Genomic DNA, 13,327 nt, shown 5'->3' on the forward strand with positions numbered 1-13,327 from the left:
TCTCGGCGACTGTCCATGATCGATACAGGCTTCCAGGGCATCGCTCCGCTCCCGCGAAACTCTCACCCAAAAACCGTCAACCATCTCTCCGAACATCAGTCAGGGATGTGTCCGGTCTGAACAGGGGCAAAGCCCCTGAGTGCGCCCCCCTCAGCCCGCCTGCGCCATGATCTGCGCGCTGGTCATCAGGTCCGCGTATTTCTGCCCCATGTCGAACAGGTTGGCTTCATGCGGGGCCAGCGCGCGGTCGCCCACGCAATCTGTCGCCACGATGGTGCGGAAGTCGTTCTGCATCGAATCCAGCACGGTCGCCCGCACGCAGCCGGAGGTCGTGCAGCCCGTGATCACCAGCGTGTCCGCGCCATGGAAGCGCAGGAAGCCTTGCAGCGGCGTGTCGAAGAAGGCGCTGGCGCCGCGTTTGCGCACCACCAGCTCACCGGGGTTGGGTGTCAGCTCCGGCACGATCTGCGACAGGGGCGAGGTCTCGGTCAGCTTCAGCAGACCCGGGGATTTCAGGGTGAACACCCCGGCGTCGGAGCCGTCATCGGCATAGACCACGCGGGTGTGGGCGATGGGCCAGCCCTTGGCGCGGGCGTGGGCCAGCAGGGGCACGGTGGCGGTGATGGCGTCACCGATATTGCCGCCGCCGAAATGCGCGGGGTCGGTGAAGCCCACCACGAAATCCACGATCACCAGCGCCACCTTGGCGCCGAAGCCCGAGGAAGCGCCCATGCCCTGGGCCTTGTAGATGGCGACTTCGGGGTGCTCGCTCATGCCACTGCCTCCAGGTCGCGCAGGGATTGGATCAGGCTGCCGCGCAGCAGGAAGGCGCGGTGCTTCGCGGGGTCGGCGACCGTGGCGCGCAGGTCGTTGAAATGGGCCTCACGCGCCGCGGGGTCGCGCATGTTCATGGTCTGGCGGTTGCGCAGGGCCTGCTGCTGCACGACCTCCAGCGCCACCTTGCGGCGCTGGCGCTCATACCGGCCCAGCAGCGCGGGGTCCGCGCCGCGGATGATGGCGATCAGCTTGTCGCCCAGGTTGAAGGCATCGTGCGCGCCGCCATTCATGCCCATGCCGCCGAGCGGGTTGTTCACATGGGCGGCGTCGCCCACCAGCGCCACGCGGCCCTTGATGTAGTGGTCGGCCACGCGCTCATGCACGCGGTAGGCCGTGCGGTGGCGGATCTCGAACGGCACGCCGGTGGGCAGCACGCCCTGCATGCGCTCCTGCACCCGCTTCTCGGAGAGCATGACATCCTCCGGCTCATTCGCATCCGTCGGCAGCAGCAGGCGCCACAGGGACAGGTTGCGCAGCAGCACGAACCATTCGTTGGGGTCGCTGATGTAGGAAATGTTGGCGAGGTCGGGGATCGCCTCATGGAACTTGAAGGTGGTGGACAGCGTCAGGAACACCTCGGGGATGGTGATGCCGTCGAAGGCAACGCCCAGCGCCCGGCGGACGGCGCTGCGGGCGCCGTCGCTGCCCACCAGCCAGTCGCCGGTGAAGGTCTCGCCGCCGGCGATGGTGACGGTCACGCTGTCCGCGTCCTGGCTCACGCCTTCCACCTTCGCGTCGTAGCGGAAGGTGACGTCGGGGTTGGTGGCCAGGCGGTCGCGCAGCAGGCGCGTCAGGCGCCATTGCTCGCATTGCAGGCGATAGGGGTGGTTGGTGTCGTTCTTCAGCACACCCAGGTCGAAGGTGGCGATCACCCCCTTCTCCCGGTCGCGCACCTGCCATTGCGGGCACACCAGGCCCATGCCGATCAGCTTGTCCGTCACGCCGAAGCGCTCCAGCAGGTCCAGTGTGGGGGGGTGGAAGGTGCTGGCGCGCAGATCGTCCGGCAGGTCGGGCGATTGCTCCAGGATCGTGACCTTGATGCCGGCATCGGCCAGGCAACAGGCGGTGATCATTCCGGCGGGTCCAGCGCCCACCACCAGCACATGCGCCATTGGATACTCCACAGATCGGCGGCGTCGGGTATGGCACCGGCCGGCGCGGCGATGAGCCCCCCGGGGCGCCAGTTTCGGTCAAACGATTGCACTGACTGACGCGAAACCTTGCAATGCTGCCGCCGCGTTGGGCAAGCTGGGGTCAGGGAGGATACCCAATGAACATGTCACGCCGCGCGGCGCTGGCCGCGCCTGCGCTGTTTTGCACGCCTTATGCCGCAACTGCGCAAAGCAACTGGCCCGACAAATCCTGGCGCGTGCTGGTGGGCGGTGCGCCGGGCGGGGCCAGCGACATCTTCATGCGCTGCCTGGAACCCAGCCTGAGGGAGAGCCTGAGCCACGGCTTCTGGTTGGACAACCGCCCCGGCGCGGGCGGCATGCTGGCCGCCGAGATCTGCGCCGCCGCCCCGCCGGACGGCTATAATTTCCTCGTCAACCACATCGCCAGCAACGGAATCGGCCCGCACCTGCATCGCCGTGCCGGGTTCGAACCGAACCGGGACCTGCAGGGGGTGGCGCGTATCGCCACCCTGGCGAACTGGATGATCGTGCGGCCCCAGCGCGGCTTCCGCACCGTGCAGGACCTGGTGGCCTATGCCCGCGCCCACCCGCGGGAGGCGACGTTCAGCTCGGCCGGTGTCGGCACGTCCTCTCACCTGTCGGGGGTGCTGTTCGGGCAGAAGATGGGCATCGAGGTGACGCATGTGCCCTATCGCGGCACCGCCCCCAGTATGCAGGCGGTGCTGACCGGAGAGGTGCTGTTCGCCATCGACAACGCGCCCGCCAGCGCCGAGCAGGTGCGCGCCGGCATGCTGCGGGCGCTCGCCGTCAGCCCCGCCCAGCGCTGGAGCCAGATGCCCGACGTGCCCACGATGCAGGAGGCGGGGGTGCCGGATTTCGACGTGTCCTCCTGGTATGGGCTGGCGGCGCCCGCCGCCACGCCGCGCCCCATCGTGGACCGGCTGGGCCAGGCGGTGCTGCGCGCCCTGGCGGACCCGGCGGTAATCCAGCGCATCCGCGAATTCGGCGCCGACCCCTGGCCCGCCGGGCCGGACGACTACCAGGCCTTCATGCGGGCCGAGGAAGCGAAGTGGGGGCCGATCGTGCGGGCGGCGGGTGTGGAGCGCAGCTGAGTTTTCCCTCCACGGGCATCTTCGCCCGGCCAGGCGATTTCGCCCGGCCGGGATCTGCCCTTGCCCCGCTTGCCCCACCCCGCGCATTCGCGCTTGATGCGCCCTGTGCCCAAACCGGGGGCGGGAGCAGCGACATGCGCGTCAGCGTGATCCAGATGAACCAAGGCAGCGACAAGGCCGCCAACCTCGACCAGGCGCGCCGCCTGATCGAGGCCGCCATCGCCGCCGACCGGCCCGACATCGTCTCCCTGCCGGAGACCTGGACCAACCTGGGCGGCGGCCGCGAGTCGCGGGAGGCAGCGGCGGAACTCCTGCCCGAACCCGGCGGCACCGGCGGCCCGGCCTATGAGATGCTGCGCGACGTCGCGCGCGGCGCCGGCATCGCCGTGCATGGCGGCAGCATCATCGAGCGTGGGCCGGAAAAGCTGTTCAACACCACGCTGGTGTTCGACGCCACGGGCACCGAGATCGCGCGCTACCGCAAGATCCACCTGTTCGACATCACGGGCCCCGACGGCACCGGCTACAAGGAAAGCGCGCTGTATGGCGCGGGGGATGCCATCGTCACCTGCCAGGTCGGCGGCGTCACGCTCGGCCTGACCATCTGCTACGACATGCGCTTCGGGGAGCTGTACGCGGCGCTGCGCGAACGCGGGGCGGAAGTGATCTTCGTGCCCAGCAACTTCACCCTGCAAACCGGCAAGGACCATTGGGAGGCACTGCTGCGCGCCCGCGCGATCGAGACGCAGTGCTGGATCGCCGCCGCCGCCTCCTGGGGCAGCTATGAGGAACGCGGCGCGCAGCGCTTCGTCTATGGCCATTCGCTGATCGCCGACCCCTGGGGCCATGTCGTCGCCAAGGCCAGCGACGGCCGCGGCTGGGCCACCGCCCGCATCGACCCCGCCGTGACCGCGCGCGTCAGGCGGGACATGCCTATTTTGGAGCACCGCGCGGCGCGGCGCGTCCGGCTGTGACCACCCCCCGCATCGCCATCCTGGCAGCCGGCACGGATGTGGCCCAGGCGGCGCGCAATCGTTTGGCCCAGCTCTATGGCGACATCCCGCCGGAGCAGGCGACGCATCTCGTCGCCCTGGGCGGCGACGGCTTCATGCTGGAAACCCAGCACCGCTTCCTCGGCCGCAACCTGCCGGTGTTCGGCATGAACCTCGGCACCGTGGGCTTCATGATGAACGCCTACCGCGAGGAAGACCTGATCGAGCGCGTGGCCGCCGCCCAGTCGGCCAGCCTGTTCCCGCTGCGCATGCGCGCCCACACCGCCACCGCCACCCACGCGGCGCTGGCGATCAACGAGGTCTCTCTGCTGCGCGAAACCCGCCAGACCGCCAAGCTGCGCATCCTGGTCGATGGCAAGGAACGCCTGCCGGAACTGGCCTGCGACGGCGTGCTGGTGGCCACCCCCGCGGGCAGCACGGCCTACAACCTGTCCGCCCACGGCCCCATCGTGCCGCTTTCGGCCAATCTGCTGCCGCTGACGCCGATTTCCGCCTTCCGCCCCAGGCGCTGGCGCGGCGCCCTGCTGCCGGCCGAGGCGCGGGTGGTGATCGAGGTGCTGGACCCCATCAAGCGCCCCGTCTCCGCCACCGCCGACTACACGGAGGTGCGCGATGTGCGCCGGGTGGAGGTGCGCCAGGACACCACCATCAGCCTGACCCTGCTGTTCGACCCGGACACCAGCCTGTCCGAGCGCATCATCGCGGAGCAGTTTGTTGGGTAATGACGCGCGGCTGATCCTGATCATCGCCGCGACCCAGTTCACCGGCTGGGGCACCATGTTCATTCCCTTCCAGCTGATGGTGGCCCCCATGGAGGCCGATCTGGGCTGGTCGCGCGCCACCATGAACATTGCCTTCACGCTGGGGCTGCTGGTCTCGGGCCTCGCGGCCGTGCCGGTGGGCCGCATCGTGGACCGCGCCGGCGGGCGCCTGCCGCTGGCCTGGGGCGGGCTGGCCGGCGCGGCACTGCTCGCGGTCTGGAGCCAGATCACCTGGCTGCCCGCCTTCTTCGCGCTGTGGCTGGTGATGGGCCTGGCCCACGCCTTCGCCCTGTGGGGTGCCGCCATGGCCGTGATGGTGACCCAGGCGCGGGAGCCGGTGCGCTCCATCACCACCCTCACCTTCATCACCGGCTTCACCGGCACCGTCTTCCTGCCGCTGATCGCCTGGCTGGAGGCGCATCTGGGCTGGCGCGGGGCGCTGCTGGCCCTGGCCGCCCTGCAGGCCCTGCCGGTGCCGCTCGCGCTGCTGTGCCTGCGGGATGCGCGCCCGCCCGCCAAGGAACGCCCGGCCCCCATCCCCCTCGGCCCCGTCATCCGCCGGCCGGCCTTCATCGGCCTGGCGCTGTGCCTGTGCGCGCATTCCTTCATCGGCACCGGGCTGGGCGCGCATCTGGTGCTGATGCTGCGGGAAAAAGGCCTGGATACCGCCACCGCCGTGACCGTCGTGGCCTTCCAGGGCCCCTTGCAGGTGGCCGCCCGCGCCGTGCTCTTCTTTCTGGGCAACCGCGTGCAGGTGCTGCGCGTGGGCATCTTCGCCTGCCTGTGCCTGCCGGTGGCGCTGGGCTGGCTGTGGCTCTCGCCCGGGGAAATGCTGGTGCTGATGGGCTTCGTGCTGTTCTGGGCCATGGCCGACGGGCTGCTGACCATCGTGCGCGCCGCCGCCCCGGCCGAATTGCTGGGGCGGGAAGGCTACGGCGCCATCTCCGGCGCGCTGACCGCCAGCACCGTGCTGCCACGCGCCATGGCGCCGGCGGTGATCGCGGGGATCTGGCAGGCCTCGGGCGGATACGGGCCGGTGATGCCGCTGCTGCTGGCATTGGCCGTGGTGGCGCTGGGGGCGTTCGTGTTCGCGGCGAAGGATGGGCGGGCGTGAGGGGAAGTAAGGCCGAGGGGCTCTGCCCCTCGGACACCCCGCCAAAGGCCGAAAGGCCCTTGGAACCCATGAATTGGCGCCTTACCTTGGCAGGTGAGGCACAAAAATATTATTATAATATAATGGGTTATACCTTTCCAAAAGGTGGCACCAAACTGCTGGGGTCCAGGGGCCTTTCGGCTCCTGGTGGGGGGAGCCCGAGGGGGGCAAAGCCCCTCTCGGAGCCACACCAATGACCGCCCACTGGCTCGACATTTTCCTCGAAATGCTGGCTGCCGAGCGCAATGCCGCCCGCAACACCTTGCTGGCTTACCGGGCCGACCTCTCGGATTTCCTGACCCAGCACGGGGCCGAGGCCACGGCCGATGATGTGCGTGATTACCTGCATCATCTGGCGGCCTCCGGCCTCGCGGCCCGCAGCCAGGCGCGCAAGTTGTCGGCCATCCGTCAGTTCTTCCGCTTCCTGGCGCGGGAGGGTTATCGCGCCGATGACCCGACGGAGCTGATCGACAGCCCCCGCCTGCCGCCCAGCCTGCCCAAGGCGCTGACCGAGGCGGAGGTGGAGGCGCTGATCCAGGGTGCCGAGCGCCTGCCGCCCACCCGCGCCCCCCTGGCCGTCGCGGCGCTGGAACTGCTCTATGCCTCGGGGCTGCGCGCGTCGGAGCTGGTGACGCTGCCGGCGGGTGCCCTGCGGCAGAACGCGCCGTTGATCACGGTGCGCGGCAAGGGGGGGAAGGAGCGGCTGGTCCCCATCTCCCGCCGAGCGCGGGAGGCGGTGGCCGAGACGGCGGGCGAGGCCGAGCGGCGCGGGCGGGGCCATGTGCAGGCGGCGCGGTATCTGTTTCCGTCGCGCGGCAAGGCCGGGCATTTCACCCGCCAGGGGCTGGGGCTGCTGCTGAAGGAAGCGGCGCTGGCCGCGGGCGTGGACCCGGAGCGGGTTTCGCCGCATGTGCTGCGGCATTCCTTCGCCACCCATCTGCTGGGCCGCGGGGCGGATCTGCGCAGCCTGCAGACGCTGCTGGGCCATGCGGACATCGTGACCACGCAGATCTACACCAAGGTGCTGGACGAACATCTGCGGCGGCTGGTGGAAACGCATCACCCCCTGGCGACAGAAGCGCCCGCTCCGCGCATCATGCGGCCAGAACCAAGGCCGGCGCCCGCGCGCCGCAAGAAACGGGATAGTCCATGAGTTTCCGCACCGTCACCGAAGCCACGCCGCGCCTGCATCGCAGCGAGCTGGCCGTCCCTGCCTCCCGCCCCGCGATCTTCGAGAAGGCCGCCGCCTCCGCCGCCGACCTGGTCTTCCTGGACCTGGAGGACGCGGTGGCGCCGGACGAGAAGGAGGCCGCCCGCCGCAACGCCATCGACGCGATGACGAATGTGGATTGGGGCGACAAGATCATGGCCGTGCGGATCAACGGCCTGGACACGCACTACATGTACCGCGACGTGATCGACCTGATCGAGCAGGCGGGCGAGCGGCTGGACCTGTTCATCATCCCCAAGGTGGGCGATGCGCGCGATGTCTATGCGCTGGACATGCTGACCACCCAGGTCGAGGCCGCGATGGGCCGCAAGAAGCGCATCGGCTTTTCCCTGATCATCGAGACGGCGCTGGGCCTGGCGAATGTGGAACGCATCGCCGAGGCATCGCCGCGCATCGAGGCATTGCAGATGGGCGTGGCGGACCTCGCGGCGTCCTTGCGCATGCGCACCACCAATATCGGCGGGCCGGTGGAGGAATATGCCTCGGCGGCGGGCGTGCTGGATGCGTGGCAGTTCCCGATGTCGCGCGTGATCACGGCGGCGCGGGCGGCGGGGCGGCGGCCGATCGCCGGGCCCTTCGGCAATTTCAAGGACCCGGAGGGGCTGGAAGCCGCCGCCCGCCGCGCCCGTGCCCTGGGGGCGGAGGGCATGATGGCCATCCACCCCAGCCAGATCGCCATCATCAACAGCGTGTTCACCCCCAGCGAGGCGGAGATCCATCAGGCCCGCCGCATCCTGCAGGCGATGGAGGAAGCCACCCGCACCGGTCGCGGTGCCGTGGCGCTGGATGGGCGGCTGCTGGACATCGCCAGCATCCGGCAGGCGGAGGCGCTGTTGGAAAAGGCCAAGATGCTTGGGTAGGGGCCCGGGCGTCGCCTGGGCGGGCGCCGCCGCCACCTTCATCGGCATCGGGCTGGCGCGCTTCGCCTTCGTGCCGCTGTTCCCGGCCATGGTTTCGGCGGGTTGGGTGGATGGCGGGGGCGCGGGGCTGCTGGGGGCCACCACCCTGGCGGGCTATCTGCCCGGCGTGCTGATGGGCCAGCGCCTGGCGCGCGCCATCGGCACCGCCCGCGTGCTCGACCTCGCGATCGGGCTGGTGGTGCTGGCCTTCGCGGCCTGTGCCTGGAATGGCGGGCTGTGGTGGCTGCTGCCCTGGCGGGGTGCGGTGGGCGTGGCGGGCGGCTGGGTCATGGCGCTGGCCGCCCCCGCCACCCAGGCCGAACTGCCGCCCGAGCGCCGGGGCATGGTCGCCGGCATGGTGATCGGCGGCGTGGCCAGCGGCATCTGGGTGGGCGCGCTGCTGATGCCCTGGCTGCTGCTGCGCGGGCCGGGCCCGGCCTGGGCCGCCCTGGCCGCCATCGCGGGCGCGCTGTGGCTGGTGGCCCGGCCGCGCTGGCCGCGCGCGGTGCTGCCGCCGCTGCGCGCCGGGGCCGGGTGGTCGCCGCTGCTGACGGCCTATCTGCTCTCGGGCGCCGGGATGGTGCCGCCCATGGTGTACCTGTCGGATCTGGTGGCGCGCGGGCATGGGCTGGGGCTATCGGCGGGCTCCCTGGCCTGGGCGCTGTTCGGGCTGGGAGGCCTTGGCGGCGCCTTGCTCGGCGGGCGGGTGGCGCAGGCCATGGGCGGCGCGCGGGCCGCCATGCTGTGGCTGCTGGCGCAGGTGCTGGGCATGGCCGGGCTGACCTTGCCGTGGCCCTGGCTCGTCTGGCCCGGGGCGGCGCTGGCCGGCTTCGCCGGCATCGGCGTCACCGCCGTGCTGCTGGTGCTGCTGCGTGAGCGCCATGGCGCCGATGCCCCGGCCCTGTGGGCGCGCGGCACCGCGGGCTATGCGCTGGGCCAGGCGGCGGGCGCCTTTCTGCTGGCGGCGATCTTCGCCATGACGCATGAAAGCCATGCGGCGGTGTTCGGGGCCGGGCTGCTGGTGTCCCTGGGCGCCGTCTGGGTGATGCGGGAGGCGATGACGCCATGAAGACCATCGACAGCGGCGTGCTGCGCCAAGCCTATGAGGAGCACGGCCCCGCCGGGGGCGAGCCCGTGATCCTGCTGCACGGCTTTCCCTATGACCCGCGCTGCTATGACGCGGTGGCGCCGGCGCTGGCGGCGCGCGGCTATCGCGTGATCGTGCCCTATCTGCGCGGCTACGGGCCCACGCGCTTCCTGTCGGAATCCACGCCGCGCTCCGGCCAGCAGGCGGCATTGGCCTTCGACCTGCTGGCGCTGATGGACGCGCTGGGCATCGAGGCCGCGGCGCTGGCCGGCTATGACTGGGGCGGCCGCGCCGCCTGCATCGCCGCCGCCCTGCACCCCGGCCGCGTGCGCTGCCTGGTCACCGGCAATGGCTACAATCTTCAGGACATCCCGGGCTCCGTCGCGCCCGCGGCGCCCGAGGCCGAGCACCGCCTGTGGTACCAATATTACCTCCACACCCCGCGCGGAGAGGCCGGGCTGCTGGCCGACCGCTTCGCGCTGTGCCGGCTGCTGTGGAAGCTGTGGTCGCCCAGCTGGCACTTCTCGGCCGAGGACTACGCCCGCAGCGCCCGCAGCTTCGAGAACCCGGATTTCGTGCCGGTGGTCGTCCAATCCTACCGCCACCGCTTCGGCTACGCGGCGGGCGACCCGGCGCTGGACGCCATGGAAGCCGCGCTGGAGGCCCAGCCCCGCATCGCCGTGCCCAGCATCAACCTGTGGGGCGAGGATGACGGCGTGAACCCGCCCGGCGCGGGGGATGGCGCGGCGCACCGTTTCACCGGCCGGTATGAACGCCGGCTGCTGCCCGGGGTGGGGCACAATATCCCGCAGGAAGCGCCGGAAGCGGTGGTGGAGGCGCTGGTGGACCTGATGGAAGGATGAGGGGGCGCTGCCCCCTCAAACTCCCCCGGCAGGAGCCGAAAGGCCCCTGCACCCCATCAGTTTGGCGCCGGTCCTGCCAACGGTGTTCTCTTTGAATCTTATAATGAAAATGGCGCCCCCCGGCGGGGAGCCGAGGGGTGGAACCCCTCGGTCCTGTGGAAGTTCAATCCAACCCCATCAGCGACCGCGCGAAGTCCTTGGCCTCGAAGGGCCGCAGGTCCTCGGCTTTCTCCCCCACCCCCACCATATGCAGCGGGATGGCGAATTCCTGGGCCAGCGCCACCACCACGCCGCCTTTGGCCGAGCCATCCAGCTTGGTCACCGCGATGCCGGTCACGGCCACCAGTTCCTTGAACACCTTCGCCTGCTGCACGGCGTTCTGGCCGGTGGTGGCGTCCAGCACCAGCAGCACGGAATGCGGCGCGGTCTCGTCGATGCGCCGGATCACGCGCACCACCTTGGCCAGTTCCTCCATCAGCGCGGATTTGTTGTGCAGCCGCCCGGCGGTGTCGATCAGCAGCACGTCCATGGCTTCGTCGCGCGCGCGGGTCAGCGCGTCGAAGGCCAGGCCCGCGGCGTCGGCGCCTTGCTTGGCGGGGGCGACGACGGGGCAGCCGGTGCGTTCGCCCCAGATCTGCAATTGCTCGACGGCGGCGGCGCGGAAGGTGTCGCCGGCGGCGAACATCACGGATTTGCCCTCGGCGCGCCATTGCTGGCCCAGCTTGGCGATGGTGGTGGTCTTGCCCACCCCGTTCACGCCGACCACCAGCACCACATGGGGTTTGCGCGCGGGGTCGAGCACCAGCGGCTGCGCCACCGGGGCCAGGATAGCGGTGATTTCCTCGGCCAGGGCGGCCTTCACCTCCTCGGCGGTCACTTCCTTGCCGAAGCGGTTGCGGCGAAAGTTCTGCACGATGCGCTGAGAGGCCGAGACGCCGATATCGGCGACGATCAGGGTTTCTTCCAGCTCCTCCAGCGCCGCGTCATCCAGCTTCCGCTTGGTGAAGACGCTGGCGATGTTGTCGGTCAGCTGGCGCGTGGTGCGCGTCAGCCCGGCCTTGAGGCGCGAGAAGAAGCCGCGCGGGGCCCCCGGTTCGGGTGCCGGTTCGGGCTCCGGTTCCGGCATGGGCTCGGGCACCGGCTCGGGCGCGGGGGGCGGCACCTCCGGTGTGGGTTCCGCCTTGCCGGCGATGCGGCTCCAGAGGTCACGCAGCGCCATGGGGAATCTCCTCGGCCAGCAGGGTGGCGCCCTCTCGGGCCGTGACGCGCACCGGGCGCAGGGCACCGCGCGGGGCCGTGCCGCGCGTCAGGCGCAGGCGCAGGCCATGGGCGGTGGTGGCCTCGGTGGCGGTTTCGAAGATGGCCTGCTCCACGGCGCCCAGCCGGGTTTCGGCGAAGGCCTGGGCGCTGGCGGCGCCGGCCGCGCGCAGCTCGGCGGCGCGGGCGCGCGCCACGGCCACCGGCAGGGCGGGCATGCGCGCCGCGGCCGTGCCCGGCCGGGCGGAATAGGGGAACACATGCAGCGCCGAGGGCCGTAGCGCCGCCACCAGCGCCAGGTTGGCGGCGTGGGCCGCGTCGTCCTCGGTGGGGAAGCCCGCGATCAGGTCGGCGCTCAGCGCCATGTCGGGGCGGATGGAGCGCGCGCGATCGGCCAGTGCCTCGGCATCGCCCGCGCCATGGCGGCGGCGCATGCGCTTCAGCATCAGCCCGTCGGCATGCTGGGCCGACAGGTGCAGGAAGGGCGCCAGCCGCGCCTCATCCCGCCACAGCGCCCACAGCCCTTCCGGGATCGCCGCCGGGTCCAGCGAGGACAGGCGCAGCCGCCCCAACCCCGGAATGGCCAGCACCGCGCGGGCCAGATGCGACAGGTCGCGCCCGTCCTCGGCCCAGCTGGCCAGGTCCACGCCGGTCAGCACGACTTCCGGCTGGCCGCGCGCCACGGCCTGGCGGGCGGCGCCCAGCACCGCCTCCAGGCCCATCCCGCGCGACGGCCCGCGCGCGATGCGGATGACGCAGAAGGTGCATTCATGGTCGCAGCCCTGCTGCACCTCCAGAAAGGCGCGGGCGCGGCGGGTGGTGGCGGCGGGCGCCACCGGCATGTCGGGCGCGCCCCAGGCGGCGGGCGACAGCTTTTCGCTGTTCCCCAGCACCCGCGCCACGCCCGGCAGGGCGGCCCAGGCGGCGGGCGCCAGGGTGGCGGCGCAGCCGGTGACGATGATGGGCCGGCCCGGAGCCTCCCGCGCCGCGCGGCGGATGGCCTGGCGCGCCTGGGCCTCGGCCTCGGCGGTGACGGCGCAGGTGTTCACGATCAGCGCGTCATGCAGCCCCCCGGCGGCGGCCAGCGCGGCCATGGTCTCGGCCTCCGCGCCATTCAGGCGGCAGCCGAGGGCCAGTGTCTCAGGCATCGAGGAGGGCGGCATCCAACTCGCCGGTGAAGGAGACGGCGGTGGGGCCTTCCATCAGCACATGGCCGTCCTCGCGCCAGGTGATGGTCAGGGTGCCGCCCGGCAGTTCCACGGCGGCGCGGCGGCCCGTCAGCCCGCGCCGATGCGCGTTCACCAGCGTGGCGCAGGCGCCCGAGCCGCAGGCCAGCGTCAGCCCCGCGCCCCGTTCCCACACCCGCAGCACGATGTGCTCCGGCGAGACGACCTGCGCGAAGCCCACATTGGCCCGGTCGGGGAAGATCGCGGCATGTTCCAGAACCGGACCGATCCGCTCCAGCGGCAGCGCCCAGGGGTCATCCACAAAGAATGTGGCGTGGGGATTGCCCATGGAGCACGCGGCCGGGTCGCTGACCGGGCCCTCGGACAGGTCCAGGTGCAGGGTATCCATCTCCCGCGCCAGGGGCACTTCGCGCCAGCCCAGGCGGGCGGGGCCCATGTCGATCTCGATCAGCCCCGGGGCGCTGACGCGGGCGGGCAGCAGGCCGGAGATGGTCTGGATCACGCCGGTGTCGCGGCCGGTTTCCTCGAACAGGATGCGCGCCACGCAACGGGTGGCGTTGCCGCAGGCCCCGGCCTCGCTGCCATCGGGGTTCAGGATGCGCATGAACACATCGCCCTGTGGGGCCTTCTCCAGCCGGATGATCTGGTCCGCCCCCACCCCCCGGTTGCGGTCCGCGAGCCAGCGCGCGCCGGCCTCGGTGATCGGCAGCGGGGTCTCGCGCGCGTCCAGGATGACGAAATCATTCCCGGCGCCATGCATCTTGCGGAAGGGTGTACGCATATGCCGCATATAG

13 protein-coding genes are annotated in these 13,327 nt (G+C 71.2%); 8 read left to right on the forward strand and 5 right to left on the reverse strand.

Annotated features, from left to right (window positions below; translation table 11 throughout):
- Nucleotides 1-150: 150 nt before the first annotated feature.
- Together GT007_RS13955 and GT007_RS13960 are read right to left on the reverse strand one after the other, a co-directional pair.
- On the reverse strand, nt 151-774 hold the full coding sequence (locus GT007_RS13955) for an isochorismatase family protein (RefSeq protein ID WP_160122241.1): 624 nt from the start codon (nt 772-774) through the stop codon (nt 151-153).
- Nucleotides 771-1,949 carry an FAD-dependent oxidoreductase gene (locus GT007_RS13960; RefSeq protein WP_160122242.1) on the reverse strand — a complete coding sequence of 393 codons (1,179 nt, stop codon included), beginning with the start codon at nt 1,947-1,949 and terminating at the stop codon, nt 771-773. Before GT007_RS13960 ends, GT007_RS13955 begins: the two co-directional genes overlap by 4 nt.
- 164 nt (nt 1,950-2,113) lie before the next feature.
- On the opposite strand from GT007_RS13960, the gene GT007_RS13965 reads away from it, so the two are divergent.
- The 8 genes from GT007_RS13965 to GT007_RS14000 all read left to right on the forward strand — a co-directional run bounded on the left by GT007_RS13965 (nt 2,114) and on the right by GT007_RS14000 (nt 10,089).
- The gene (locus tag GT007_RS13965; RefSeq protein WP_160122243.1) at nt 2,114-3,082 is read left to right on the forward strand and encodes a Bug family tripartite tricarboxylate transporter substrate binding protein; all 969 of its coding nucleotides are present in this window, start codon (nt 2,114-2,116) and stop codon (nt 3,080-3,082) included.
- A 134-nt stretch (nt 3,083-3,216) separates the two neighbouring features.
- Nucleotides 3,217-4,056, forward strand: a complete 840-nt coding sequence (locus GT007_RS13970) for a carbon-nitrogen hydrolase family protein (protein ID WP_160122244.1) — start codon at nt 3,217-3,219, stop codon at nt 4,054-4,056.
- On the forward strand, nt 4,053-4,817 hold the full coding sequence (locus tag GT007_RS13975; protein ID WP_160122245.1) for an NAD kinase: 765 nt from the start codon (nt 4,053-4,055) through the stop codon (nt 4,815-4,817). The genes GT007_RS13970 and GT007_RS13975 overlap by 4 nt, the downstream gene beginning before the upstream one ends.
- A complete protein-coding gene (locus GT007_RS13980; protein ID WP_160122246.1) occupies nt 4,810-5,970 on the forward strand; it encodes an MFS transporter in 1,161 nt (386 codons plus the stop codon). The genes GT007_RS13975 and GT007_RS13980 overlap by 8 nt, the downstream gene beginning before the upstream one ends.
- A gap of 232 nt (nt 5,971-6,202) precedes the next feature.
- The gene (locus GT007_RS13985) at nt 6,203-7,162 is read left to right on the forward strand and encodes a tyrosine recombinase (protein ID WP_160122247.1); all 960 of its coding nucleotides are present in this window, start codon (nt 6,203-6,205) and stop codon (nt 7,160-7,162) included.
- The gene (locus GT007_RS13990; RefSeq protein ID WP_160122248.1) at nt 7,159-8,100 is read left to right on the forward strand and encodes an HpcH/HpaI aldolase/citrate lyase family protein; all 942 of its coding nucleotides are present in this window, start codon (nt 7,159-7,161) and stop codon (nt 8,098-8,100) included. The genes GT007_RS13985 and GT007_RS13990 overlap by 4 nt, the downstream gene beginning before the upstream one ends.
- Nucleotides 8,093-9,208, forward strand: a complete 1,116-nt coding sequence (locus GT007_RS13995; RefSeq protein ID WP_160122249.1) for a YbfB/YjiJ family MFS transporter — start codon at nt 8,093-8,095, stop codon at nt 9,206-9,208. Before GT007_RS13990 ends, GT007_RS13995 begins: the two co-directional genes overlap by 8 nt.
- Entirely contained in the window at nt 9,205-10,089 is an 885-nt protein-coding gene (locus tag GT007_RS14000; protein ID WP_160122250.1) for an alpha/beta fold hydrolase, read from the forward strand. Before GT007_RS13995 ends, GT007_RS14000 begins: the two co-directional genes overlap by 4 nt.
- A gap of 163 nt (nt 10,090-10,252) precedes the next feature.
- Here the strand turns inward: GT007_RS14000 and ftsY are convergent, their stop codons facing one another.
- The 3 genes from ftsY to dapF form a co-directional block, all read right to left on the reverse strand.
- On the reverse strand, nt 10,253-11,215 hold the full coding sequence (gene ftsY, locus GT007_RS14005) for a signal recognition particle-docking protein FtsY (protein ID WP_160122299.1): 963 nt from the start codon (nt 11,213-11,215) through the stop codon (nt 10,253-10,255).
- A 79-nt stretch (nt 11,216-11,294) separates the two neighbouring features.
- Nucleotides 11,295-12,494 carry a radical SAM protein gene (locus GT007_RS14010; RefSeq protein ID WP_236571667.1) on the reverse strand — a complete coding sequence of 400 codons (1,200 nt, stop codon included), beginning with the start codon at nt 12,492-12,494 and terminating at the stop codon, nt 11,295-11,297.
- Nucleotides 12,487-13,314, reverse strand: coding sequence for a diaminopimelate epimerase (gene dapF, locus GT007_RS14015; RefSeq protein ID WP_201451919.1), 828 nt, complete (start codon nt 13,312-13,314; stop codon nt 12,487-12,489). Before dapF ends, GT007_RS14010 begins: the two co-directional genes overlap by 8 nt.
- Nucleotides 13,315-13,327: the final 13 nt, after the last annotated feature.

Source organism: Rhodovarius lipocyclicus, assembly GCF_009900765.1.
GTDB lineage: Bacteria > Pseudomonadota > Alphaproteobacteria > Acetobacterales > Acetobacteraceae > Rhodovarius > Rhodovarius lipocyclicus.

Bases quoted from the DNA above. Each gene is read 5' to 3' on its own strand.
- GT007_RS13955 (WP_160122241.1), bottom strand. From the start codon at position 774: ATGAGCGAGCACCCCGAAGTCGCCATCTACAAGGCCCAGGGCATGGGC.
- GT007_RS13960 (WP_160122242.1), bottom strand. From the start codon at position 1,949: ATGGCGCATGTGCTGGTGGTGGGCGCTGGACCCGCCGGAATGATCACC.
- GT007_RS13965 (WP_160122243.1), top strand. From the start codon at position 2,114: ATGTCACGCCGCGCGGCGCTGGCCGCGCCTGCGCTGTTTTGCACGCCT.
- GT007_RS13970 (WP_160122244.1), top strand. From the start codon at position 3,217: ATGCGCGTCAGCGTGATCCAGATGAACCAAGGCAGCGACAAGGCCGCC.
- GT007_RS13985 (WP_160122247.1), top strand. From the start codon at position 6,203: ATGACCGCCCACTGGCTCGACATTTTCCTCGAAATGCTGGCTGCCGAG.
- GT007_RS13990 (WP_160122248.1), top strand. From the start codon at position 7,159: ATGAGTTTCCGCACCGTCACCGAAGCCACGCCGCGCCTGCATCGCAGC.
- GT007_RS14000 (WP_160122250.1), top strand. From the start codon at position 9,205: ATGAAGACCATCGACAGCGGCGTGCTGCGCCAAGCCTATGAGGAGCAC.
- ftsY (WP_160122299.1), bottom strand. From the start codon at position 11,215: ATGCCGGAACCGGAGCCCGAACCGGCACCCGAACCGGGGGCCCCGCGC.
- GT007_RS14010 (WP_236571667.1), bottom strand. From the start codon at position 12,494: ATGCCTGAGACACTGGCCCTCGGCTGCCGCCTGAATGGCGCGGAGGCC.
- dapF (WP_201451919.1), bottom strand. From the start codon at position 13,314: ATGCGTACACCCTTCCGCAAGATGCATGGCGCCGGGAATGATTTCGTC.